Genomic DNA, 23,418 nt, shown 5'->3' with positions numbered 1-23,418 from the left:
TTCTAAATTTAGAGTATAAATATATTTGAATAGTCGAAGGCTCAACGATAATATCTATTGCTTAGATAAGCATATGTTTATGATGTAAACAATTCTAACTAATTTCTATATCCTGTTTTACCCAAAAGTTAAACAAATTACTGTAATCACTATAATAGAAAACTTAAAAACTGTTTTTGCGAAAACTCTATCCTCATCATCAATATAAGACTTAATTGACTTATATAACCAATATAAAGATATAAGCATACAACAAATAAAAGATAGTAAATCTGCAGTTCCTAACAACATCGGCAAGCTGCACGATAATACAAACAGCACCAAGTATACCAACATAATTTTTTTAGTATAATCTACACCTTTGACTAAAGGCAACATTGGCAGAGATACTTTTTTATAATCATCCATATATAACATAGCTATAGCAAATGAATGTGGTATCTGCCAAAAAAATAAAATAAGAAACAAAGCTAAAGCATTATAGTCTAAATGATTAACAACCGCAGTATAACCAGCCACAGGAGGAATAGCTCCTGAAATACCTCCTAAGACAGTAGCATGGATAGTTATACGTTTAGATACTGTATAGACGCCTACATATACAATAAAACCAATTATAATAATCCATAGAGTCAAGAGATTAACAAGATAGTATAAAACTGCACAGCTAAGTATCAACAGTATTGAACCATAAATAGTTGCTTGTATAACTGAAATATCTCCAGTAACTAAAGGACGTTTCTTTGTACGTGCCATAGTACTATCAATATCTTTATCATAAATATTATTAAAGACACAGCCTGCTGCAATCATTAAGGCAACACCTATCATTACATAAAAAAATAATGCTAAATGCTCAAAGCCAATTTCTCTATGTGTTGCTAGCAGAAAGCCTCCAGTAAGAGTGATAAGATTGCCAAAGATAATACCTGGCTTAGCTAGTTGAAAGTATTTTTTTAATGACATAATAAAAAAGAAAGCTGGTTAAAATGAATCACATCATCATGTCGTATAAATCAAACATGATCCACATAGTACCTGCAACTACTATCACTACAATAATAGCTGCAAATATAGCACTTACCAAATTCCAACGAGCCTTAGAATCTGTGTTTAAATGAAGAAAATATACTAACTGAATAAAAAGCTGTGCAATAGCTAAGGCTGCTACGGCAATACACAATGCAACAGGTGGTAACAAACTAAAGCCAACTAGCACAAAAGCTATTGTTGTAGTTATTATCGAGAGTACAAAACCCATTATATAACTCTTATAAGTACCGTATGCTGCGCCAGTATCTTGATCATATAAATGTTCTTTAGCCATATTATACTGCTCCTAATAAGTAAACTATTGAGAATACAAATATCCATACAATATCTAAGAAATGCCAAAACAAACCAAGATAAGTCAGCTTTGTTTTAGCCATAGGATTCATACCATACTTTTTAAGCTGAAATATCATACTCACAATCCATAAAAGTCCCATTGTCACATGCAACCCATGAGTTCCAACAAGCACAAAGAATGATGACAAGAATGCACTTGATGACCAAGTATGACCTTCTAATACTAACTCATAAAACTCATAAACTTCCATACAGATAAAGCCTAAACCTAAAAAGAAAGTTATCCATAAGAATTTTATAACAGTATTAATATTATCAGAGTTGCGATTAAGCATTGCTAAGCCAAATGTGAAACTACTTACTAATAAAAGCATAGTTTCAACAAACACAAATGGTAGATTAAAAATCTCGTGCGAAGCTACCCCACCGAAAGTATGCTCATGAAAAACTGCAAACACCGCAAATAGTGTTGCAAAAAGCACACAGTCACTCATTATATAAATCCAAAAACCAAATACACTCTTAGAGCCATCAAAATGATGCTCGTGGTGATGATTATCTGCAGTTACTGTACTCATACGCGTAACTCTCCTTGTTGATTATATTTATTTTCAACATCTTTAACTTCATCAGCTTTTACGTAGTAATCGATATCATAATCAAATGATCTATACAGAACTGTACCTATCATACCTACAACGCCTACAGCTGCTAACCACCAGATGTGCCACACTGCAGCAAAACCAAATACAAAACTAAATGCTCCAATAATAACCCCTACAGAAGTATTTCTTGGCATATGAATATCTTCGTATTTTTTATCAGCAGTAAGTGGCTTATTATCAACCCCTAAACCTTTTTCTTTATGATCCCAATAAGCATCTCGCTCTTCGACGACTGGATCATGTGAGAAGTTATAAAAAGGTACCGGTGATGGAATACCCCACTCTAGAGTACGTCCATAACCCCAAGCATCAGAACCAACACGATTCTTTTCTCTATCCTTGATACTTACAAGAATTTGTAAAACCTGGAATAAAATACCTAAACCAATAATCATTGCACCAACCCATGCAACAATTAGTAATGGTTGATAACCTGTTGATGCTGAGTAATGATATAGTCTTCTTGTCATACCCATCATACCTAATATATATAAAGGCATAAATGCAACAAAGAAACCTACTAACCAACACCAAAATGCATACTTTCCTAAACGCTCATTTAGCTTAAAGCCAAATACTTTCGGGAACCAGAAAGTAAGACCAGCGAATGCGCCAAATACAACACCACCAATAATAACGTTGTGGAAGTGAGCAATCAAAAAGACACTATTATGCATTTGGAAGTCAACACCTGGTACTGATAATAATACACCTGTCATCCCACCTACTGAGAAAACTATCATGAAACCAACAAGCCACATCATAGGTGTTGCAAATGTTATACGACCTTTATACATTGTAAATAACCAGTTAAAGATCTTAACCCCAGTTGGAATTGCAATAATCATTGTCATAATTCCAAAGAAAGCATTAACGTTTGCACTAGCTCCCATTGTGAAGAAATGGTGAAGCCATACTGTAAATGATAATATAGTAATAGCTATACTAGCCCAAACCATCGTTGTATATCCAAATAACGGCTTTTTAGAGAAAGTAGCCGCAACTTCAGAAAATACTCCAAACATAGGTAATACAAGAATATAAACCTCAGGATGTCCCCATATCCAAATAAGGTTTACATACATCATTTGGTCACCACCACCTGAAACTGTAAAGAAGTGCGTACCAAAATATCTATCTAACGTTAGTAACGTTAAAGTTACTGTTAATACAGGGAATGCTGCTATTACTAAAACAACCGAACAGAAAGATGCCCATGTAAATATAGGCATTTTCATTAAAGTCATGCCTTTACAACGCATTTTAATAATTGTTACAAAGAAGTTAATACCAGTCATTAGTGAACCAATACCTGATATCTGTAGACCCCATATATAATAATCGGTTCCGACGGTCGGACTATAGGTCATCTCAGAGAAAGGTGGATACGCAAGCCATCCAGCATGCGCAAAATCTCCTACTAGTAGAGAAACATTTATTAGCATAGCCCCTACTACAAATAGCCAAAAACTCAATGAGTTCATATAAGGGAAGGCTACATCTCTAGCACCAATTTGAAGAGGAATAACCCAGTTCATTAATGCAAAAACTAAAGGCATAGCTACAAAAAAGATCATTATCACACCATGAGCTGTGAAGATCTGATCAAAATGCTCAGGAATTAGGTAACCTGTACTATCACCTGAGGCTAACGCTTGTTGCGTTCTCATCATTGCAGCATCAACAAAACCACGAAACATCATGACTAGTGCCACAATGGTATACATTGTACCTATTTTCTTATGATCAACAGTTGTAAACCATTCTCTCCATAAGTAACCCCACTTTTTAAAATAAGTAATCCCGCCTAATAGCACCACACCTGCAAATACAACACCAATAAACATCACAAGTATAATTAACTGCTGGCTTACTGGTTCATATAGGTATGGAAATACTAAATGAGGATTACTTAGTTTCCCAATTAATGCTTCTAGCATATTTTTCTCCTATTTATAAACTACTACTATTTTACTAATTACATACTAATGATGATGCATACCATTTTCACTACGCATTGCATGACCATGATGCATAGGCATCGCATTAGCCATATTCTCTGGCTTATAGTTAGGCATCATATATGACATAACAATATGGTTAAATAAATTCTTATCAACATGAGAATAGTATGCCACTGGGTTATTTATAGAGTCTTTTACAAGATCCTTCCAGAAATAATTCCATGTCAATGATTGGTGCTTACCATCTTTAACCTCTTTAACCCATTTGTTAAAGTCAGCTTGATCAGTCACTTTGGCATAGAACTGCATTTCAGCAAAACCTATACCTGTATAGTTTGCAGAGAATCCTCTAAATTTGCCTTCATGCTTAGCTATTACATGTAATTGTGTTGTCATACCTGTCATTGCGTATATCTGCCCTGCTAACTCAGGTATGAAGAAAGAGTTCATTGGAGCCGCTGAAGTTATTTTGAAGTTAACTGGGCGATCTTTAGGTATCTGTATATAGTTAACTGTAGCTATATCATACTCAGGATATATAAACATCCATTTCCAATTTAGAGCAACTACATCTATTTCTATTGGCTTTTTATCTGATTCTAGTGGTTTGTAAGGACTAAGTGTGTGTGTTGTTTTCCATGTAACAATTGACAATATCAAAATTATTACAAATGGCACACCCCAACAGATTATCTCTAGCTTATTACTATGACTCCAAGTTGGTTTATACTCAGAGTTAGCACCATCTCTATATTTCCAAGCAAACCATAGTGTCAAAATAATAACTGGAATAACCACAAAAAGCATAAGAACAGTCGCAAATATTAGCAAATGTTTCTCTTGCGATGTGATAACACCCATTGGATTCCAAATACCGCCCTTACAACCAGATAAAGACAGCATTCCTACTATACTTGTAAATATTAGTAAGTATTTTTTCCAGTTCATTAATACATTCCCTTATAAATTACAGTTACATATAAATCGTGTTTAATCACTAAACATATTTTTCTACAGAGTAGATACCTCCATATTACATAAATACGAAAAAAAATTCATTAATTAATAAAATTTTTAGTGTTTGAATACAGAGACATATTCGCTATACTCATCAATATTTTTATTACGATAAATAATTTCACATGTATAACAAAGAATTACGAACTACTATAAATATCTCTCTAATATATGGATTTAGAATGATTGGACTGTTTATTATTTTCCCAATATTTAGTTTATATATTAATAATCTACAATATGCGACACCTTTTCTAATAGGTTTAGCTCTTGGAATATATGGCTTAAGCCAAGCTATGCTACAAATTGTACTAAGTATTTTATCAGACAAATTTGGACGTAAACCTATTATACTAGTTGGCTTAGTATTTTTTATTATTGGTAGTATTATTGCAGCATGCTCAACTAGTATTTATGGGATAATTATTGGTCGTGCGATACAAGGTGCTGGAGCCATAGGAAGTACACTAACAGCATTAGTTGCAGACTCCACAAAAGAAGAAAATCGCCTTAAGGCAATGTCACTAATAGGAATGTCTATTGGCTTTTCATTTTTAATAGCCATGATGATCAGCTCTATACTAAATAGCATTATTGGACTATCAGGTATTTTTTGGTTAACTGCAGTTTGTGGTGTTATTAGCATATTTATTTTAACAAAAATCCCAACGCCAAAAACACCTAGCTTTCACCACGAAGCAAAACCTGTTTTAACACTTATCAAAGACATAATAACTCATAAAGAATTATTAAAACTTAACTATGGCATATTTACACTACATGCAACACTTACAGCTTTGTTTATAGTAATCCCTCCAATTTTAACTAACATCTTACAAATATCCGCTGACTATCAATGGCTTATATACCTGCCTGTACTGATTATATCTTTCAGTATAATGTTCCCATTTGTTATGATTGCTGAAACACAGCATAAAATGAGAAAGTTTTTTATCATTGCTGTTTTACTTTTAAGTGCCTGCTTAGGTCTTTTGATTATAGGCTATCAACATACTGTAGTATTAAGCTTAATTCTCACTCTATTTTTTGCTGCATTTACATTTTTAGAATCATGCCTACCATCATGGGTTTCAAAGATTGCTCCTGTTGGCAGCAAAGGAACAGCAATGGGTATTTTCTCTAGCTGTCAATTTTTTGGCATATTCATCGGAGGAGTCTTAGGAGGGATCATTTTTCATAGATTCAATATCACAGGAGTCCTCGCATTCTGTACGATTTTAGCTTTTTTATGGTTTTTGGTCACCTTAATAATGGCTGAGCCTACCTACCTAAATACAAAAGTCTACAAACTAGACAAAATAACATCTGAACTAGCAGAAAAATTAGCAAAAATCATAGCAGCAGAAAAAGGACTTTACGAGTCTGTAATATGTCTAGAGGAGAATGCTATATATATAAAAATTGATAAAAAATTATTTGATGAAAAATTATTTATTCAAAAAATAAATCTAATCAAATAAACACCCTCAAAAGCAACCCTAGATATCACCTATATCACAAGTGCTAAACTATACCATTTTGGTATAGCGAAATCCTTTATTTTCAATACTTTCAGGCTATATTTAATTTTTGATTTAAGCAATTTATATGTTACAATTCATGTGTATAGTTAAAGGTGAGAAAAAGTGACTACTCAAATTGCAAGCAAATTTTTCTTTCCAACATTCTATTTTTAAAAGAAAATAACCTTTCGTTACTCGAATATCATAAGGAGAAGCAACATTATGTTACCAACGCTCATGTCTGTTGACTTAGCAAGATTGCAGTTTGGTCTAACAGCATCATTTCACTTCTTATTTGTTCCTTTAACTTTAGGTCTAACGTGGATTTTATTCACAATGGAACTAATGTATATAAGAACAGGTAAAGAAGTTTATAAAGATATGGTGAAGTTTTGGGGTAAATTACTTGGAATAAACTTCGCTCTAGGGATTATCACTGGTCTAACCATGGAATTTGAATTTGGTACCAACTGGTCATACTACTCACAATCAGTAGGTGATATTTTTGGTACTCCTCTAGCTATTGAAGGTATGGCTGCATTTATGCTTGAGTCAACTTTCGCTGGTTTATTTTTCTTTGGTTGGGATAAGCTTTCAAAGAAACAACATTTACTTTCAACATTCTGTTTAGCAATCGGTTCAAGCTTCTCAGCACTACTGATTCTTGTTGCAAATGGTTATATGCAACATCCAGTAGGTTCTGAGTTCGTAGCTTCAACTATGAGAATGGAAACAGTTAGCTTACTAGATGTATTCTTAAACTCTACTGCTCAGTCAAACTTTGGCCACGTAATTACAGCTGGATACACAACTGGTGCAACTTTTGTTATAGGTATTAGTGCATACTACCTACTTAAAGGACGTGATACTGCATTTGCTAAGAGATCTTTAGCTGTTGGTTTAGGGTTTGGTATAGTTGCATGTATTATGGCTATATTCTTCGGCGATGCTAACGGGCAAGATGCTTGGAAAGTACAACCATTAAAAATGGCTGCTATTGAAGCTGAGTGGGATACTTCTCCGACTCCAGCTCCATTTAATGCTATAGGATTCCCTGATCAAGAAGAGCAAAAGAACAACTACAATATAGAAATTCCTATGGCTCTTGGTCTAATAGCAACACACACTACAACTGCTCAGGTTCCTGGTGTTAAAGCGATCCTATACGGAGAAATGGTAAATGGTAAGAGAGATCCTAATCTAGCTTATTATAGAAACATTAAAACGGGTGAAACTGCTGATGTTTCTCCTGCTGTAGCTGCAGCTAATCCTCAAAAATATGAGAAAGTTCCTGCTGCAACTGTAATGATTAGAGACGGTGGTCTTGCTTATGCTGATCTTCTAAAATGGAGAGAATCAGGTCATAAAGGCGATACTCCTGATAGTAGTTATGCAAATTACAATAACCCTGAATATCAAAGATATATGGGCTTTGGTAAACTACTTGTTCAAGTTGCTCAAGAGAAATACGGTAAAGCTGACTCAGCAACAATTGCTAAACTAGCTAACAACCCAGAAGTAGTAAAACAAGTTGCTACAAATATGGTTCCAGATGTATCTAGCATCTTCTGGACATTTAGAATAATGGTAGGAATTGGTTTCTTATTATTACTTCTAATGTTTGTTGGTCTAGTATTACTAGCGAAAAACTCTCTTGGTAACACTAAGTTTAGTAAATTTGTCCTAAGAGTAATGACTTGGTCAATTCCATTACCATTCATCGCATGTTTATGTGGATGGTTTGTAACTGAGCATGGCCGTCAACCATGGACTGTTTATGATCAGCTTCCAACTAGCCTAAGCTCATCAGCTTTAACAGCTGCTGATATTGGTACTTCTATGCTGATATTCTTGCTAATAGATACTTCTCTATTTGCAGTATTACTATTCTTAATGTTCAAATATGCAAAACTAGGTCCTAGCTCACTAGGCTCTGGTAAATATCATTTTGAACAAAATAACGAAGATAAATAAGGAGAGATAAATGTTATTAGATGTTTTACAAGTTATCTCTTGGCTAGTTGTTGGAGTTCTTATATTCCTAGTAGCTGCAACAGTTGGTTTTGACTTTGGTATAGGTATTCTTGCTAAATTTGTTGGTAAGGATAACTATGAAAAAAGAGCTATTATAAACACTGTAGGACCTACTTGGGATGGCTCTCAAGTTTGGTTTATTACTGCTGGTGGTGCGCTTTTTGCTATTTGGCCACAAGTTTATGCTACAAGCTTCTCAGGTCTTTATATCGCGATATTAACTGTACTATGGGGCCTTTTCTTAAGACCACCTGCTTTTGAGTATAGAAAGAAAATAGATAGCGACAAATGGAGAAACTTCTGGGATTGGATGCTTGTTTTAGGTAGTATCATTCCTATAGTTGTTATGGGTGTTGCTGTTGGTAACTTATACCTTGGTTTCCCAATCTCGTATGATGATACAGCTAGACTAGTTTACGGTACTGTAACAAATGGTCAGTATCAATCTATGTGGATTACATTACTAAACCTATTAACTCCGTTTGCTTTACTATTTGGAGTATTTGCTCTAAATATGGCATTAATGCACGGTTCTACTTATGGAAAACTTAGAACAGAGGGTGTACTGAGAGATAGATTTAAGAAAATCAGTAACGTTACTGCTATCATATACATAGTGCTACTAATCGTTGCTGCGATTTGGATAGCATTTATACCTGGTTATCAATATGCTACAAACCCTGGCTTTACATATGCTTCAGATGCTTTAAACCATGCTTACACAGCAGGTACAATAACAACAAACTACTCATGGTACTATAACTTTAACCATGCTCATATGTGGATGTGGTTTGCACCTGTTTTAGCTTTTGTTGGTGCTATTCTTGTTATTGTGTTTAACAATAAAGATAAAGATGGTTCAGCATTCTTAGCAAGTTTAGCTTCTTTACTTGGAGCTGTATTAACTGTTGGTTTTGCACTATTCCCATTCGTTATGGTATCTAATGTTGGTGATTACAAATATAGCTTAACTATATTTAATGCTAGTAGTAGTCAAACTTCATTAATAGGTATTCTTATAGCTGCAGTTATAATACTTCCGATAGTATTTAGCTATACTTTCTTTGTATATAAGAAAATGTGGGCAAATGGTCGTAGAACATCTGCTGAAGAAATAAAAGCTAACTCGCATGAGATGTACTAATAAAAAAGGAGATTTATTATGTTTTATTTAGTATGGATAGTTTCTGCATTTGTGGCAGTTGGCATAGGCTGCTTCGTTGCTGGTAAAATGGATAAAAGAGAAGACTAATCATAAATTTTACCGTCTAATATTTTTTTCATCTCTCTATTAGTATAGAATCTTTTAAACAATCACTTTCAAATGTAAGTTATTATGAGAAAGCTTTTCTATACATTTACTCTTAGTGTATTTTTATTTATCTCTGGATATGGTGATATTGTAGTTGGTACTACTGGTGATTACGCGCCCTTCTCTAACTATGATAAAACTACTAACTCATTTAATGGCAAAGATATACAGCTTATAAAAGAGTTCGCAAAATCTGAAGGACAAAAAGTCAAATTTGTTAAGACAACTTGGAAAACAGCCTCTAATGATCTTAAGTCTAATAAGTTTGAGGTTTTCGTAGGTGGAGTGACAATAACTGCTCAACGTAAAAAAGATTTCTTATTCTCAACTCCTTTAGAAGCATCTAGAAAAGCAGCAATGACTGCATGCAAGAACCTAAGTAAATATAAAAACTTTAAAGATATAGATAACCCTAAAACTTTAGTCATCGAAAATAGAGGTGGCAATAATGAAATATTTGCATTACAAAAGCTCAAAAAAGCAAACCTTCTAATAATAAGTGATAATAAAGAAGCTGTAAGATCTATAACTAATGGTATTGGAAATATACATCCAGATATAATGCTCACAGATAATTCTGAAATAAAATATCAACACTCTATTAACCCACAAGTATGCCAAATACCTGTACAAATAGATAAAAGTAGCTCTTTCAAAGCTTTCATGTTTAATAAGACGGCTGATGGTAAAAAACTAGCTAGTCAATTTAATCAATGGCTAAAGGATAATCCAAAGATCTTTAGAGCATATACTAACTCATAGTTAGCCACTATTTCTATCTAAAATAAATTTGAACATATATACATTTAAACTACTTCCTACTTAATAGAGACTCTAAATTTAAGATAATAGTTGCTATTAGACAAATAATAAAAGCTGGAATACTCCAATCTCCCATCACTACTCCCTGTAAAATAAGAACGATCACAGGCATCGTTGTAACAAAACGAGAATATAAATACGGTTTAAGCTTACATAACGCTAACTGGCTAAATAGCGTTGGTAGAATCATACCTAATGCTGCCATGATAACAAATGTTATAATAACTTTGAAAGAGCTTATTGAGATAATAGTTGCAACAATATGATCACTAAAAACTAACCACAGTACAAGTGAAACAATCCACAAAAAGAAAAGTCTCACAGAAAGTATTGCAGTACTAGAAAAGTTATACTTATTAGAAAAATTAAAAGCTGAGATACGATACAACCCAGTAAAAACTCCTGTTAAAATACCACTAATGACTCCAATAATAGAGCGCTCTAGCATAAAAACAACACAAAGAACAATTGTAATAAAGGTTAAGCATGATCCTATCAAATTTAATAAAGAAAGTTTTCGAGACATAATATTTACATAAGCAAAAGCGGCAAGAAAGTCAATTGTTATACTAAATCGGGCAGATGACTCTACTGTAGCAAGATAGCTAAAAACCCACATCAACGATACATATGTTGAAACTAATATAAACTCTTTCTTCCTCACTCCAAGTACTAAGCGAAAATTCTCAATCAACTTCCCCTTACAAACTTCAATAAGATTGAAAAATATAATAGCAATCGTACAGTTAAAAAATAATACAAAAAAAGCATTATACTCTTGCCCTATTTTATAAACTAAAATTTGTGAAGCAATAAAACTAATAATATAAAGATAAACATATACTATGCCCATATGACTCTTTTCCTTTCTGGATTTTCTAACAAAACTCTTAGATAAAGCTATTATTTGAGACTTATTATACTGAGAATACTTTTAAACTATAAGCTACACATAGCAAAGTAAATTAATGAGGGATATATGTCCATATACTGTGGATTTATAATCCTGAATCACGCTATTATTTTGATCAAGCTAAAACCTATGTACCCTATTATTCTATGTTGCGTATATTCATCTTGGTATTTTTTCCTAGACTACTTTTGTAATAAGTACAAATAATTTAGCCCAACTCAATAGGATCTATATCAAAATAAATCTTAATCGTATTCTTGATATTACAACATATATTTTGATTCACCCACTTTATTAGTAGGTTTATTTCAGCACGTTTTTTTGATGTAAGTAGCAGACTATAGCGATAAACATTATTCTTTTTTAAATGTAGTGCTGGTAGAGGTTTAGATACCTGCACATTCTCACAGTTCTTTAACCTTGAATATATATCACTTAGCAAACTCAAAATTTCTTGCTCTTTTCTAGACTCTGCTATTATTTGAGCTTGGTATGTATAAGGAGGATAGCTCGCATATTTCCTTTGCTCTAAAAGATAATCAAGAAACTCTAAATAGTCCTTATTTACTAATAAATCTAAAAGCTTATTCTCAGGTTGATATGTTTGTAGCAACACTACACCAGGTTTATCTGCCCTACCTGCTCTGCCTGATACTTGAATTATCATTTGTGCTGTTTTCTCTATTGCATGAAAATCAGTACTATATAACCCAGCATCTATATTTATTAAACCTACTAGAGTTATATTCTCAAAGTGATGACCTTTAGCAATCATCTGAGTACCAACAATGATATCAACCATATTATCATTAATCATCTGATTAATATTGTGAAGATCACTAATAGTTTTTATATTTGAGCGATCAAAACGAACAATTTTATTATATGGGAATTTAGCTTCTAAACGTGATTGAACTTTTTCAGTACCAGTTCCATAAGTAAACAGATCTTGCTCACCACAGTTTGTACATACCGTGACTAAGGGTTTACGCGAGCCACAGAAATGACATTCTAAGTATTGATATGGATGAGTATGTAAAGTATATGGTTTATCACATCTATCACACTCTACAGCCTCACCACAGCTATTACAGACCAGTGCCTTAGCAAAACCTAACTTATTTATAAAAACCAAAGACTGTTGATGAGCCGTGATATTTTGCTCTAATAGGTTAAAGAGTGTATTACTAATACCATTATCAACTATACTTGATTTTAGATCGAGAAGTTGAATTGGTGTTTTATAATTATTTAATGCTCTATTTCGTAACTTAAGCAGCTTATACTTACCAGTTAAACTATTGTAGTAACTTTGTATTGATGGCGTTGCACTTCCTAAGATTACAGGAATACCTAACTGACTAGCTCTAAATATAGCAATATCACGAGCATTATATCTAATAGTACTCGTTTGTTGTTTAAAAGAACTATCATGCTCTTCATCAATGATAACGATGCCTAAATCTCTAAAATCAGCTAGCACTCCGCTTCTTGTTGAGATAACAATATCTGCCTCACCTTGTTTAATCTTTAACCAATTTGTGAGCCTTGCCTTTTCACTTAATTTAGAATGTAGTGCAACGATATTTTTATTAGGAAATCTACTTTCAAAACGTTTTATTGTCTGTGGAGTCAGATTTATCTCAGGAACCATTACAAGCACTTGCTTTGAATCCGCTAAATATTTGTCTATAGTTTGTAGATAAATCTCTGTTTTTCCACTACCTGTAACCCCATAAAGTAAAAATACATTAAAGCCTGAATCTGATAATATACTGCTTAATACACTATTTTGTTCTTCAGATAAATCTTTAGGTTTGTCATGCTTTATGTTTTTAGAAGATTCTTTTAACTTATATAACTTTTTAAGGATATCCTTTTCAAAAAGCTTATTAATAACATAGGTAGAGCCTAATTGTTTTAAATCCTCATATTTGATAAAGTCAGTTTGTTTAAAGGTATTAATTAGCTCTTGTTGTTTAGGTGTCAATTTATGACTATCTAGATTTTTAGAATCAATGTAAACATATGTATCTTGTTGAGGTTTGATAACCTCACTTTTAAAAAAATCATTTGGTAAAGCTAAGCGTATTGCATTATATAGATCACAACAATAATATTTAGAAATCCAAATTATTAGTTTTTGTATATCGACACTTATAGGACTATCTATAAATTTGACTATTGGCTTAACCTTTTCAACTCCATAATCAACTTCAATATTTTTTGCAATTATAAAGCCTATTAATTGACGCTTACCAACATTAACTAGTACTCGATCAAATAATCTAACATCATTCTTATCAGTACTATAATCAAGCACATACGCTGGAGGAACAGCTAATGCGACTTTGACAATCATTATGCAGCTTCCGCGATGGCTTTTGTATTTTTATACCAAAAGTAGAATCCATAAATAGCTGTAAGAAGGAAAATAAAGTTTTGTAAAACTTGACCATATAACTGTTGCTGATACATCACAAAAATAAAATATAAATCAGAAATTATCCAGATCACCCAGTTTTCCATAAACTTCTCTATAGTCATAATAATCGCAGTAAATGTAATACCTGTCAGTAAGCCCGTTGATACAATATCTTCAGAGCCTGTAAAATAATTAAAAGCTATACAAAATACACATAGCGCGATTGTGTAAAGTATATACCTAAGATAATCGGAAGCTTTCATCCATTTTATAACATCATTACTATCTACGCCTTGTGTGCTCCACTTATACCAGCCATAGCTAAAAAATATCACATACACAACTTGTAATAACACTAACGAGTAAGTACCTTTCATCGCAAATAAGAAAAGTAATAGCACTGCCCCAATGATACCCAAAGACCAAGACCACACTTTTAATCTTGCTAGGTATATTGTATATAAAACATTTATTATAAGTGCTGAGTAGTCGAGAATTTTAAATAACATAGTTCATTAACCTTTTTAGAAACATTCATACAATTTTATATCGAGATCTTTATACAGGTCTGATTTTATCGTATTAATCTTTCTAATTGAACTAGTTTTAAAGTTAATTGTTGGATTAAATGCTAAATATACTTTATGTAAACTTAAATTAAAAACATCACAGTTTAGGTAGCAAACATCTTGAGCTGTTATTCTAATAATATTTGCTTTTTCTAAATCATATAAAATCTGCTTAACTTTATCATAATCAGCAACTGCAGCACTTTTATAAATATCAGAAATACTCATGCCATTTTTAAGCTCTCGCTGAACAATGTGCAGATCCTTAAGAATATTAACACTTATACTCAAATCATCTCTTTTTACTTCTTTCTTAAAATCTAGAGTGATCTTCATATATTGCATAGCCCTAATCATAACCGCACCTAGCAATGTTATATGCCAAGTAATATAAACCCAAAGAATAAATATTGGAATTAACGAAAGTGAACCATAAATAACTGAGTATGTTGGCACATAAAACATATACAATGAAAAAACTTTCTTAGCTATTGAGAAAACTATAGCTACTAAAAATGCTGCAAATAACGCAACCCTAGAGTTAATCTTTGTATTAGGTAGAATCTTATAAACTACAAAAAAACCACCAGTTAAGAAAATAAGCGATAAGAAGTTTAATAAATATTGCTCAATACCAACACCCTTAAAAAACCATGTCATTGAAAGAACATAAGTAGTTGATATAAAAACAAAACCCATTAGTAACGGTCCCATTGTCATCAATGCCCAATAAACTAGCAAGCTTTGCACCATAGGTCGTTGCTTATTTACATAAAATATCTTATTTAGTGTAATCTCTAGCCTCTTAATCATCAAAAATATAACCACTAATAAAACTATAACTGAAGTTACAGGCAAACTAGTCATCTTATCAGATAGAGATGTAATATATTGCTGAACAGTTGTCGCAGTTGCTGGTAGCATATTATCAAATAAGAAGTTCTGAATATTATCAGAAAGAGAACTAAATGCATTAAAAGCATTCAAAATATTTATTATAATGAAAAAAGCTGGTACGATAGCAAACAAACTAGCTAATGTTATAGATGCTGCCACTGTGGGGCACTCTTTACGGAAATATTCCTTAAATACCCAAAGCCAATAGTTTTGGAAAATGATTAAATATTTTTTACACAATCGAATACTAAACATAGAATAAACAACATGAAAAACATACTAATACTATACTACAGCCAAGGTGGAAGTACAAAGAAAATGGCTCATACAATAGCTCTAGGTGTTGAAGCCGCAGGAGCTACAGCAACTATACGTACCATACCAAATATCTCTGCAAAAACCGAAAAAGTAGACCCAATAATTCCAGAGGATGGCGACTTATATGCTACAAAAGAGGATTTAGCTAACTGTGATGGACTTATAGTTGGTAGTCCTGCATATTTTGGTAATATGGCATCACCTCTTAAATACTTTTTAGAAATAAATAGTGATCTGTGGTTTAAAGGTAGCCTTATTGGAAAACCTGTTGGTTTTTTTACCGCGGCTTCTGGAATGCATGCAGGTCATGAAAGTACATTACTTTCAATGATGATCCCTTTTATGCACCATGGCTGTTTAATTGTTGGCGTGCCATATAGTGAACAAGCTCTTGAGCATACACGTACTGGTGGCACTCCTTATGGAGCTTCACATTTAAACACTTTCTCACCTAATAAAACGATGTCAGAAGATGAGATAAAAATATGTAAAACCTTAGGCAAAAGAGTCTCTGAGATTGCTAACAAACTTTCAAAATAAGGAATAACCATGAAAAAAACCTTCTATTTAGGTATATTTTTATTTAGTCTACTTTTAACGAGCTGCTCAAGTACTGACCCAAGTTATTCCGCAAACTCTGTAGGTCAAGTATCTCAAGTTGAGCAGGGTAAAATTCTAGACATCCAAAAAGTAAATATAAAAGGCTCTGATAATGCTGGTGCTAGAGTTGGAGGACTAGCAGGAGGCCTTGGAGGAGCTCTTGCTGGTAGTGGTAACATATTTACAAGCATCGCTGGATCCATAGGTGGTGCAATAGTTGGTGGTATTGCAGGCGGTGCAACAGAAAAAGCTATCACCTCATCAACAGGATATCAGTTCACTATAAAACTAGATAATGGAAAAACTTTTGCAATATTACAAGAAGATAATAACAACCTTAAAGTAGGAGATCTAGTAAAAGTATATATGTCAGGCAATAACACTAGAATAGTTCCTGCTAAATCAAGCTAGTCAGCAAATCAATTATATATTTCCATAACTTCTGATTTTATATATACTAAATTAATAAACTATTTTATTTTATGGAAACTTCTCTTAATGTATAAACAAAAAGTAACAAAGCTAGGCTTTAGCATATGGTTTATTTGTGCTTTCTTTTATGCTTTAGAATATTTTGTAAGATCCTCAACTGGAGCATTACTTGTTAACTTCATTGAGCCTCCTTATAACCTAACTATGGCCTCTACTGCCTTATTTAGCTCATCATTTTACTGGGCATATATGATATCGCAAATACCTGCGGGAATTCTTGTTGATAGGTTTGGAGTTAAGCGAGTTATGATTGCTAGCTCTAGTGTGTTTTCTATTGCTATGCTTATTGCTTCAGTAGCTCGCTCTGAAGAAACCTTGGTCATATATAGAGTTCTTGCTGGATTTGGTGGCGGGTTTGCTATACTATGTGCTATCAAATCTATTTCAATATGGTTACCAAATAGACTTTTCCCTGCTTTTACAGGTTTAACTCAGTTTATTCTATATATAGGAGCAACTCTTTCTGCCGCACCTTTAGTATTTTTATCAAAATGTCTAAGTGTTTCTCAAATCATGGCAATGATATTTATAATATCTTTTATAGTTTTGTTACTTAGTATTTTTGTTATAAAAATGCATCCTGAATATAAAAAAGAGAATTTGCAAAATAAACAAAATAGTGAGACTCTTAAAGATATATTATCCGTTATAAAGAATAAGCAAATATGGCTTAATGGTCTTTATTGTTTTACTATCTATGGCACGACTGTTTTATTTGCCGATCTTTGGGGCGTTAGGTACTTGACTCTTTATGGATTCTCACAGGAAGTAGCTGGTATTTGTACATCTTTGATCTTTATAGGTGTTTGTATCGCTAGCCCATTGTGGGGAATTCTAGCTTCAATAAAAGATGGTGAAAAAAGATTTTTGATGATATCTCCAATAATAGGTTTCCTTGTTGTAACATACCTTTTATTTTTTAATCATAATATAACAATAGCTTTTATATTATGTATTTTATTTGGGGCGTCTCAAGCTGTTCATGTACTTAATTACTCAGCTCTTAGAAATACTGTATCAGCAACCCAGATAGCGACAGGTCTAGCTGTTGTTAACATGTTTTTACCATTAAGTGGTGGCGTATTACAACCTTTAACAGGCGGTATTATTACCCATCTAAAACAAAACCTTGGATATACTCCACTAGAATCATTCCAAATAACCCTAATATTTATTCCTGCTTTAATGATTCTTTCATTTATTATCGCATTATTTATAAAAGATTCTAAAGACTAAAACATACTTCTTTACTATATATTTTTTTTATTCTATTATTTGTCCTAATGTTTTCTAATAAAAATAGAAATCTATGAAAAAGATTATCTTAGTAGTTGCTGTAATTATTGTTATACTTGCTTTATTGATTATAAATTTTCTACCTAATGAAAAGCCCTTAACGACGAAAGGGTTTCATGATATAGATGTTGTAGCTGCTGAAAATCAATATGGTAGCGTGGCTCAACTAATAGGTGGCACAAATGTTAAAGTTACAAATATAATTAACAATGCTGATGGAGACCCTCATACGTTTATCTCCTCTGTAAAAAATGCAAAACTACTAGCTGATGCTGATGTAATTATATACAATGGCGCAGATTATGACTCTTGGATACAACCTATTTTAAAGAGCAATACAAATGCTGAAATCATTAAGGTGCAAGATCTTGAGAGCTATCCAAAAACCTCAAAATTTGGCATAAACCCTCACCTTTGGTATAACCCTAAAACATTTCCTGCACTTGCAACTAAATTAAAAGATGTTTTCATCAAAAAAGATCCTAACGATAAGGGCCTATATGAGAAAAACTATGAAACTTTTAATCATAAATATGAAAAAGTATATGAGTTAGTTAAACAAATAAGACAAAACTATAAAGGCACTCCTGTTACAGCAACAGAACCTCTTTTTGGATATATGGCAAATGCTCTTGGTTTAGACATGAAAGGTCTAGCATTCCAATGGGTAATAATGAATGACTCTGAGCCAAGCCCTCAGATGATGATAAATTATCAAAAGCTATTTAATGACAAAGAAGTTAAAGTCCTATTTTATAATGAACAAGTTACTGATAACGTTACACATAAGATCCTAGAAGTCGCAAGTCAAAATGAGATTCCTGTAGTTGGTATCACAGAAACAATGCCTACTACTGATAATGCTATTGACTGGATGATAAATACATTACAAGCAACAGCAACCGTTCTAGAACAATCTAAGAATATAAAATGATAAAATGCTCAAATCTAGTTATTGGATATAATAAACCAATAACATCACCTCTAAATCTAGAGATCCCAACGAATGCATGGGTAGGTATAGTTGGTAAAAATGGTATTGGTAAGTCTACTTTTTTTAAAACTCTTTTAGGTAAAATACCAAGCATCTCAGGAGAGATAACTATAAATAACTCAAAAGTTAATATTGATAATATTAGTTATATCCCTCAAGAAAGAGAAATAAACTTTGAAGAAAAAACATCTGGATATACTCTAATAAAATATAGTTATAAGCCAAAATCTTGGGGCTTACCATTATTTAATAGTGAGTTTAAAAAGAAGCTCGAGTATCTTATCGAATTAACACAAACTAAAGATTATATACACAACCCTTTTAAAAATCTCTCTGGTGGACAGAAAAAACGTATATACCTAATTCAAGCACTTATAAATGAGCCGAAAGTACTACTCTTAGATGAACCATTATCAGACCTTGACCCTGATGCAAAACAAAAGTTTATCGCTTGTCTTAAAGAGATTCATAAAAAAGAGAATATTACCCTTTTAATAATATCTCATGATATGAAAGAAATTAGTTCACAGCTAGATGCCTTTATTCATTTTAAAGATGGTAAGTGCCACTATTGTAATGAAATGCCATGCCTACAGGAGGATATCTGTGTTTAACTATACTTTTATGATATATGCTTTTGTTGCTGGGACTATAATAGCTATTATATGTGGGATTATCAGCTTCTTTGTCATTATTAGAAGACTATCTTTTGCTTCACATGCTTTAGGACATATTAGTCTAACAGGCGCTTCAGGTGCTGTCTTACTCAATCTCTCTGCTATGACTGGTCAACTTTTCATAAACCTAATCGCAGGGATCCTTATGGGTGCTTTTGGTGATAAGATCAAAAAAAATGATATCGCTATTGGAATCGTTTTAACATTTTTCCTGGGGTTGGGAACATACTTTTTATTTTTATATCAAAGTGGCTACTCTGGCTCTGTAATGTCAATACTTGTTGGAAATATACTTACAGTAACTCTTGAGCAGATATATATTTTATTTGGCTTAGCTATCTTCACAATAGTAACTCTTGCAACGATTGCAAGGCCATTATTTATATCGTCTATTGATCCAGTATTCGCTGAATCTAAGAAAGTTCCTAACAAACTTTTATCTATTCTTCTTTTTGTCTGTATTGCTATAACTGTATCCATGGCTTGTCAAGTTGTAGGAATATTATTAGTCTTTTCACTTCTTATTGGTCCTGCAGCAATAGCAACACAATGGGTTGATGGCTTTTATAAACCTATTGCTCTTAGTACTATAATCTCTGTACTCACAGTTTGGTCAGGAATAGTTGCTGCTTATTATATAAATGTACCAATTAGTTTCTTTATAACTACAATTATTTGCTGCTTATATCTAATAAGCATTATCAAAAATAAACTAATTTAGACTTATAGCATATATCATATTAGATCTTATTTTCTTTTGGCTTTTATACATTTATAATTGTGCTAACTTTATTATAAAACTATACAAACATGATAATAACAAAAGAAATTGAATATCGTGGTGATGGCATACTGTTAAAAGGATTTTATGCTTACCCTGACAGAGGTTCACACTTACCAGCAGTTCTGATAGCTCCGACATGGGCGGGTCGCGATAAATTCGCTTGTGACAAAGCAATCGCGATGGCAAAAAAAGGCTATCTAGGATTTGCTATAGATATTTATGGAGATGCTAAAGTAGGATCTTCAAAAGAAGAAAATGCTGCTTTAATGAACTCTTTGCTAGAAGATAAATATGCTCTTATGACAAGACTTAGAACAGCATATAGTGTTGTTAAGAAACTACCTAAAGTAGATAAGTCAAATATCTCAGCAATTGGGTTTTGCTTTGGTGGTAAATGTGTATTAGATATGGCAAGATCTAACGTACCGTTAAAAGCAGTAATAAGTTTTCACGGCCTACTTGAATCTACTATCGTTAAAGAACAAAATATCGATACTAAAATATTAGTATTACACGGCTACAATGATCCAATGGTACCTCCTGAACATGTTAACAAGTTTCAACAAGAGATGGATAAACGTAAAGCTGAATGGCAATTGCACACTTTTGGTAATACATATCACGCATTTACAAACCCAAATGCTAATGATCCTGAATTTGGTACTGTATTTAATGCCACGTCAAATAAAAGAGGTTGGAAATTAGCTGAAGATTTCCTTAGAGAAACGTTTAATAGTGGATACCCGTTCTAGGGTTTAGAAGATTTATTTAATAAGACCAATATATGGAAGCTCACGATACTTTTCATCGAAGTCTAGACCATAGCCAACAATGAATTTATCTTCGATTTCAAAACATACATAATCAAGGTTTACTTCTCTTTCTAACCTTGCAGGCTTAAATAATAAAGTCGCAAACTTTAAAGTCTTAGGACTGTACTTATTAATACCATCTTTCAACTTATGATAAGTATGTCCAGTATCAACAATATCTTCAACTATTATAATATTCTTATCTTTAACGAACTCCTCTTTAAGAGATGTCTCTGTCAAAGTTACCTCACCAGAACTCTTTGTTCCCGAACCATAAGATGATGCCGTAATAAACTGCGTTCTTAAGTCAATTCTTAGCTTTCTCACAAGGTCAGCAAAGAACATAAAAGATCCTTTTAAAACACATACAAGAGTAACCTCTTGACCTGAATAATCTTGATTGATCTCTTCAGCCAGCTTAGTAACAGCTTCTTCAAGCTGTTGTGATGTTATATAAACATCTGTATTTTCTGCAGAATAACTCATAAATTTAACCTTTTTTGAAATAATCTTCAAAGAATAAAATCTGTTCTCTAGATGGTCCATATGCTAATGAAGATATAGGAATACCAATATGATTCTCTATAGTTTTTAGATATGTTACAAGAGCATTAGGCATATTGTCTTTAGTTACCGTTTCATCAATTAAGAATGGCTCTAAATCAACTAAGATTGGCTCAACTTTATATAAATCAATACCTGGGTATGCACAGTATATTTCTTTACCCTCATACTTATAGCCAATACATATTTTTAATGTATCCATACCTGATAATACATCAACTTTTGTCAATGCAATTGATGTTAAGTTTGAACATTTAGCAGAATATTTAAGTAATGGTAAATCTAACCAACCACAACGACGAGTTCTACCTGTAGTTACACCTATCTCACCACCTTTCTTCTGGATAAAGTCACCAATATCATCAAAAAGCTCTGTAGGGAAAGGCCCCTCACCAACTCTTGTAGTATATGCTTTTGTAATGCCGATCACATGATCTAAATTACTTCCTGCTGTTGTAGCACCAGAATAAACACCCGCAACAGATGTATTAGAAGATGTTACAAAAGGATATGTTCCATAGTCAACATCTAAAAGCACACCTTGCGCTCCTTCATAAACGATATTCTTACCTTCTGAGATAGCAGAATCTATAATTGAAAAAGTATCTTTTGAATATTGTTTAAGTTTTTGTCCTAAAGAGTAAAGTCTTTCGAACTCTTCCTCTATTGATGGATATTCAACTTTATATAAATCTCTAAATAATGTCTCTTTTTCAGCTAATGATATCTCTAATCTTGCTCTTAATAGATCTTTATCAAACAAGTGCTTAAACTTGATTGCTTTACGAGATACTTTATCTTCATAAGCTGGACCAATACCTTTACCAGTTGTGCCTATTTTTTCAGTAGTATTACTCTCTCTAACAGCATCTAGTAGCTTATGATAAGAAGTAATGACAGTACAAGACTCAGAAACAAAAAGGTTATCAGCTGAGATACTTATTCCAGCTTCTTGAAGACGCGCAATCTCAACATCAAGTGCAACAGGGTCTAGAACCACACCATGGCCAATTACACATTTTGTATGGCTATGTAAAACACCAGATGGGATAAGATGTAAAAAAGTTTTTTTACCATCTACAACTAATGTATGACCTGCGTTATTACCGCCTTGGTAACGTACAACTAAGTCCGATTTTTCTGCTAAAGTATCTGCTATTTTACCCTTACCTTCATCGCCCCACTGAGCACCAACGATTACAATTTTCGACATATTAAACTGAACATTCTGAGATTAAAATTTAGATGTATATTATGGTAATATATTAGCGAGCATTTTGCTAGTAAAATATAGTCTAGCAAAATTATTTTGAATAGATATTTGTTATTAATAATTGTTATAATAGCTATTCAAACCATAGCTTTAACCATCAAAAACAAGGAATAAATA

Annotated in this window: 23 protein-coding genes; 12 read left to right on the top strand and 11 right to left on the bottom strand. The window is 32.8% G+C overall.

Annotation, left to right across the window (positions count from 1 at the left end):
- Positions 1-117: 117 nt before the first annotated feature.
- From cyoE to cyoA, 5 genes are read right to left on the bottom strand one after another with little or no spacing between them, the layout of a single operon-like run.
- Entirely contained in the window at positions 118-966 is an 849-nt protein-coding gene (gene cyoE / locus FIP56_RS00955; RefSeq protein ID WP_192577139.1) for a heme o synthase, read from the bottom strand.
- Positions 967-994: 28 nt separating this feature from the next.
- The gene (gene cyoD / locus FIP56_RS00950; RefSeq protein ID WP_192577138.1) at positions 995-1,327 is read right to left on the bottom strand and encodes a cytochrome o ubiquinol oxidase subunit IV; all 333 of its coding nucleotides are present in this window, start codon (positions 1,325-1,327) and stop codon (positions 995-997) included.
- A 1-nt stretch (position 1,328) separates the two neighbouring features.
- Positions 1,329-1,928 (bottom strand): cytochrome o ubiquinol oxidase subunit III, encoded by a 600-nt coding sequence (cyoC, locus tag FIP56_RS00945; protein WP_192577137.1) that lies wholly within the window; start codon positions 1,926-1,928, stop codon positions 1,329-1,331.
- Positions 1,925-3,955 (bottom strand): cytochrome o ubiquinol oxidase subunit I, encoded by a 2,031-nt coding sequence (cyoB, locus tag FIP56_RS00940; RefSeq protein ID WP_192577136.1) that lies wholly within the window; start codon positions 3,953-3,955, stop codon positions 1,925-1,927. The genes cyoC and cyoB overlap by 4 nt, the downstream gene beginning before the upstream one ends.
- A gap of 45 nt (positions 3,956-4,000) precedes the next feature.
- Complete coding sequence (cyoA, locus tag FIP56_RS00935; protein WP_192577135.1) at positions 4,001-4,927, bottom strand: ubiquinol oxidase subunit II; 927 nt, start codon at positions 4,925-4,927, stop codon at positions 4,001-4,003.
- A 194-nt stretch (positions 4,928-5,121) separates the two neighbouring features.
- On the opposite strand from cyoA, the gene FIP56_RS00930 reads away from it, so the two are divergent.
- The 5 genes from FIP56_RS00930 (at position 5,122) to FIP56_RS00910 (ending at position 10,627) form a co-directional block, all read left to right on the top strand.
- Positions 5,122-6,477: an MFS transporter gene (locus tag FIP56_RS00930; RefSeq protein ID WP_192577134.1), complete on the top strand. Its 1,356-nt coding sequence runs from the start codon at positions 5,122-5,124 to the stop codon at positions 6,475-6,477.
- Positions 6,478-6,741: 264 nt separating this feature from the next.
- Positions 6,742-8,493: a cytochrome ubiquinol oxidase subunit I gene (locus FIP56_RS00925; RefSeq protein WP_192577133.1), complete on the top strand. Its 1,752-nt coding sequence runs from the start codon at positions 6,742-6,744 to the stop codon at positions 8,491-8,493.
- 10 nt (positions 8,494-8,503) lie between these two features.
- Positions 8,504-9,697 carry a cytochrome d ubiquinol oxidase subunit II gene (gene cydB, locus FIP56_RS00920; RefSeq protein WP_192577132.1) on the top strand — a complete coding sequence of 398 codons (1,194 nt, stop codon included), beginning with the start codon at positions 8,504-8,506 and terminating at the stop codon, positions 9,695-9,697.
- 18 nt (positions 9,698-9,715) lie between these two features.
- A complete protein-coding gene (locus FIP56_RS00915; RefSeq protein ID WP_192577131.1) occupies positions 9,716-9,805 on the top strand; it encodes a cytochrome bd oxidase small subunit, CydX/CbdX family in 90 nt (29 codons plus the stop codon).
- A gap of 84 nt (positions 9,806-9,889) precedes the next feature.
- Positions 9,890-10,627, top strand: a complete 738-nt coding sequence (locus FIP56_RS00910) for a transporter substrate-binding domain-containing protein (RefSeq protein ID WP_192577130.1) — start codon at positions 9,890-9,892, stop codon at positions 10,625-10,627.
- A gap of 49 nt (positions 10,628-10,676) precedes the next feature.
- Here the strand turns inward: FIP56_RS00910 and FIP56_RS00905 are convergent, their stop codons facing one another.
- The 4 genes from FIP56_RS00905 to FIP56_RS00890 form a co-directional block, all read right to left on the bottom strand.
- Positions 10,677-11,540, bottom strand: coding sequence for a hypothetical protein (locus FIP56_RS00905; protein WP_192577129.1), 864 nt, complete (start codon positions 11,538-11,540; stop codon positions 10,677-10,679).
- A 268-nt stretch (positions 11,541-11,808) separates the two neighbouring features.
- Complete coding sequence (gene priA / locus FIP56_RS00900; RefSeq protein WP_192577128.1) at positions 11,809-13,962, bottom strand: primosomal protein N'; 2,154 nt, start codon at positions 13,960-13,962, stop codon at positions 11,809-11,811.
- On the bottom strand, positions 13,962-14,534 hold the full coding sequence (pnuC, locus tag FIP56_RS00895) for a nicotinamide riboside transporter PnuC (RefSeq protein WP_192577127.1): 573 nt from the start codon (positions 14,532-14,534) through the stop codon (positions 13,962-13,964). Before pnuC ends, priA begins: the two co-directional genes overlap by 1 nt.
- Before the next feature lie 15 nt (positions 14,535-14,549).
- A complete protein-coding gene (locus FIP56_RS00890) occupies positions 14,550-15,746 on the bottom strand; it encodes a YhjD/YihY/BrkB family envelope integrity protein (protein WP_192577126.1) in 1,197 nt (398 codons plus the stop codon).
- A 12-nt stretch (positions 15,747-15,758) separates the two neighbouring features.
- Here FIP56_RS00890 and wrbA point away from each other — a divergent pair, with 12 nt between their 5' ends.
- The 7 genes from wrbA to FIP56_RS00855 all read left to right on the top strand — a co-directional run bounded on the left by wrbA (position 15,759) and on the right by FIP56_RS00855 (position 21,404).
- Positions 15,759-16,349: an NAD(P)H:quinone oxidoreductase gene (gene wrbA, locus FIP56_RS00885; RefSeq protein ID WP_192577125.1), complete on the top strand. Its 591-nt coding sequence runs from the start codon at positions 15,759-15,761 to the stop codon at positions 16,347-16,349.
- A 9-nt stretch (positions 16,350-16,358) separates the two neighbouring features.
- The gene (locus FIP56_RS00880) at positions 16,359-16,820 is read left to right on the top strand and encodes a hypothetical protein (RefSeq protein WP_192577124.1); all 462 of its coding nucleotides are present in this window, start codon (positions 16,359-16,361) and stop codon (positions 16,818-16,820) included.
- Between the two features lie 87 nt (positions 16,821-16,907).
- Entirely contained in the window at positions 16,908-18,137 is a 1,230-nt protein-coding gene (locus tag FIP56_RS00875; protein ID WP_192577123.1) for an MFS transporter, read from the top strand.
- Positions 18,138-18,210: 73 nt separating this feature from the next.
- Positions 18,211-19,131, top strand: coding sequence for a zinc ABC transporter substrate-binding protein (locus tag FIP56_RS00870; protein ID WP_192577122.1), 921 nt, complete (start codon positions 18,211-18,213; stop codon positions 19,129-19,131).
- Complete coding sequence (locus tag FIP56_RS00865; protein WP_192577121.1) at positions 19,128-19,805, top strand: ATP-binding cassette domain-containing protein; 678 nt, start codon at positions 19,128-19,130, stop codon at positions 19,803-19,805. The genes FIP56_RS00870 and FIP56_RS00865 overlap by 4 nt, the downstream gene beginning before the upstream one ends.
- The gene (locus FIP56_RS00860; RefSeq protein WP_209451862.1) at positions 19,747-20,589 is read left to right on the top strand and encodes a metal ABC transporter permease; all 843 of its coding nucleotides are present in this window, start codon (positions 19,747-19,749) and stop codon (positions 20,587-20,589) included. The genes FIP56_RS00865 and FIP56_RS00860 overlap by 59 nt, the downstream gene beginning before the upstream one ends.
- Positions 20,590-20,678: 89 nt before the next feature.
- Positions 20,679-21,404, top strand: a complete 726-nt coding sequence (locus tag FIP56_RS00855; RefSeq protein WP_192577119.1) for a dienelactone hydrolase family protein — start codon at positions 20,679-20,681, stop codon at positions 21,402-21,404.
- 12 nt (positions 21,405-21,416) lie between these two features.
- Here FIP56_RS00855 and hpt read toward each other — a convergent pair whose 3' ends face one another.
- Complete coding sequence (hpt, locus tag FIP56_RS00850) at positions 21,417-21,950, bottom strand: hypoxanthine phosphoribosyltransferase (RefSeq protein WP_192577118.1); 534 nt, start codon at positions 21,948-21,950, stop codon at positions 21,417-21,419.
- Positions 21,951-21,954: 4 nt separating this feature from the next.
- Complete coding sequence (locus FIP56_RS00845) at positions 21,955-23,241, bottom strand: adenylosuccinate synthase (protein WP_192577117.1); 1,287 nt, start codon at positions 23,239-23,241, stop codon at positions 21,955-21,957.
- Between the last annotated feature and the right edge of the window lie 177 nt (positions 23,242-23,418).

The sequence above is a fragment of the Francisella sp. LA112445 genome (genome assembly GCF_012224145.1).
In the GTDB taxonomy this organism is placed as follows: Bacteria; Pseudomonadota; Gammaproteobacteria; order Francisellales; family Francisellaceae; genus Francisella.
Note: the sequence above shows the minus strand (reverse complement) of the source record. Positions and strands in the feature narration are given on the sequence as shown.

Bases quoted from the DNA above. Each gene is read 5' to 3' on its own strand.
- cyoE (WP_192577139.1), bottom strand. From the start codon at position 966: ATGTCATTAAAAAAATACTTTCAACTAGCTAAGCCAGGTATTATCTTT.
- cyoD (WP_192577138.1), bottom strand. From the start codon at position 1,327: ATGGCTAAAGAACATTTATATGATCAAGATACTGGCGCAGCATACGGT.
- cyoC (WP_192577137.1), bottom strand. From the start codon at position 1,928: ATGAGTACAGTAACTGCAGATAATCATCACCACGAGCATCATTTTGAT.
- cyoB (WP_192577136.1), bottom strand. From the start codon at position 3,955: ATGCTAGAAGCATTAATTGGGAAACTAAGTAATCCTCATTTAGTATTT.
- cyoA (WP_192577135.1), bottom strand. From the start codon at position 4,927: ATGAACTGGAAAAAATACTTACTAATATTTACAAGTATAGTAGGAATG.
- FIP56_RS00930 (WP_192577134.1), top strand. From the start codon at position 5,122: ATGTATAACAAAGAATTACGAACTACTATAAATATCTCTCTAATATAT.
- FIP56_RS00925 (WP_192577133.1), top strand. From the start codon at position 6,742: ATGTTACCAACGCTCATGTCTGTTGACTTAGCAAGATTGCAGTTTGGT.
- cydB (WP_192577132.1), top strand. From the start codon at position 8,504: ATGTTATTAGATGTTTTACAAGTTATCTCTTGGCTAGTTGTTGGAGTT.
- FIP56_RS00915 (WP_192577131.1), top strand. From the start codon at position 9,716: ATGTTTTATTTAGTATGGATAGTTTCTGCATTTGTGGCAGTTGGCATA.
- FIP56_RS00910 (WP_192577130.1), top strand. From the start codon at position 9,890: ATGAGAAAGCTTTTCTATACATTTACTCTTAGTGTATTTTTATTTATC.
- FIP56_RS00905 (WP_192577129.1), bottom strand. From the start codon at position 11,540: ATGGGCATAGTATATGTTTATCTTTATATTATTAGTTTTATTGCTTCA.
- priA (WP_192577128.1), bottom strand. From the start codon at position 13,962: ATGATTGTCAAAGTCGCATTAGCTGTTCCTCCAGCGTATGTGCTTGAT.
- pnuC (WP_192577127.1), bottom strand. From the start codon at position 14,534: ATGTTATTTAAAATTCTCGACTACTCAGCACTTATAATAAATGTTTTA.
- FIP56_RS00890 (WP_192577126.1), bottom strand. From the start codon at position 15,746: ATGTTTAGTATTCGATTGTGTAAAAAATATTTAATCATTTTCCAAAAC.
- wrbA (WP_192577125.1), top strand. From the start codon at position 15,759: ATGAAAAACATACTAATACTATACTACAGCCAAGGTGGAAGTACAAAG.
- FIP56_RS00880 (WP_192577124.1), top strand. From the start codon at position 16,359: ATGAAAAAAACCTTCTATTTAGGTATATTTTTATTTAGTCTACTTTTA.
- FIP56_RS00875 (WP_192577123.1), top strand. From the start codon at position 16,908: ATGTATAAACAAAAAGTAACAAAGCTAGGCTTTAGCATATGGTTTATT.
- FIP56_RS00870 (WP_192577122.1), top strand. From the start codon at position 18,211: ATGAAAAAGATTATCTTAGTAGTTGCTGTAATTATTGTTATACTTGCT.
- FIP56_RS00865 (WP_192577121.1), top strand. From the start codon at position 19,128: ATGATAAAATGCTCAAATCTAGTTATTGGATATAATAAACCAATAACA.
- FIP56_RS00860 (WP_209451862.1), top strand. From the start codon at position 19,747: ATGGTAAGTGCCACTATTGTAATGAAATGCCATGCCTACAGGAGGATA.
- FIP56_RS00855 (WP_192577119.1), top strand. From the start codon at position 20,679: ATGATAATAACAAAAGAAATTGAATATCGTGGTGATGGCATACTGTTA.
- hpt (WP_192577118.1), bottom strand. From the start codon at position 21,950: ATGAGTTATTCTGCAGAAAATACAGATGTTTATATAACATCACAACAG.
- FIP56_RS00845 (WP_192577117.1), bottom strand. From the start codon at position 23,241: ATGTCGAAAATTGTAATCGTTGGTGCTCAGTGGGGCGATGAAGGTAAG.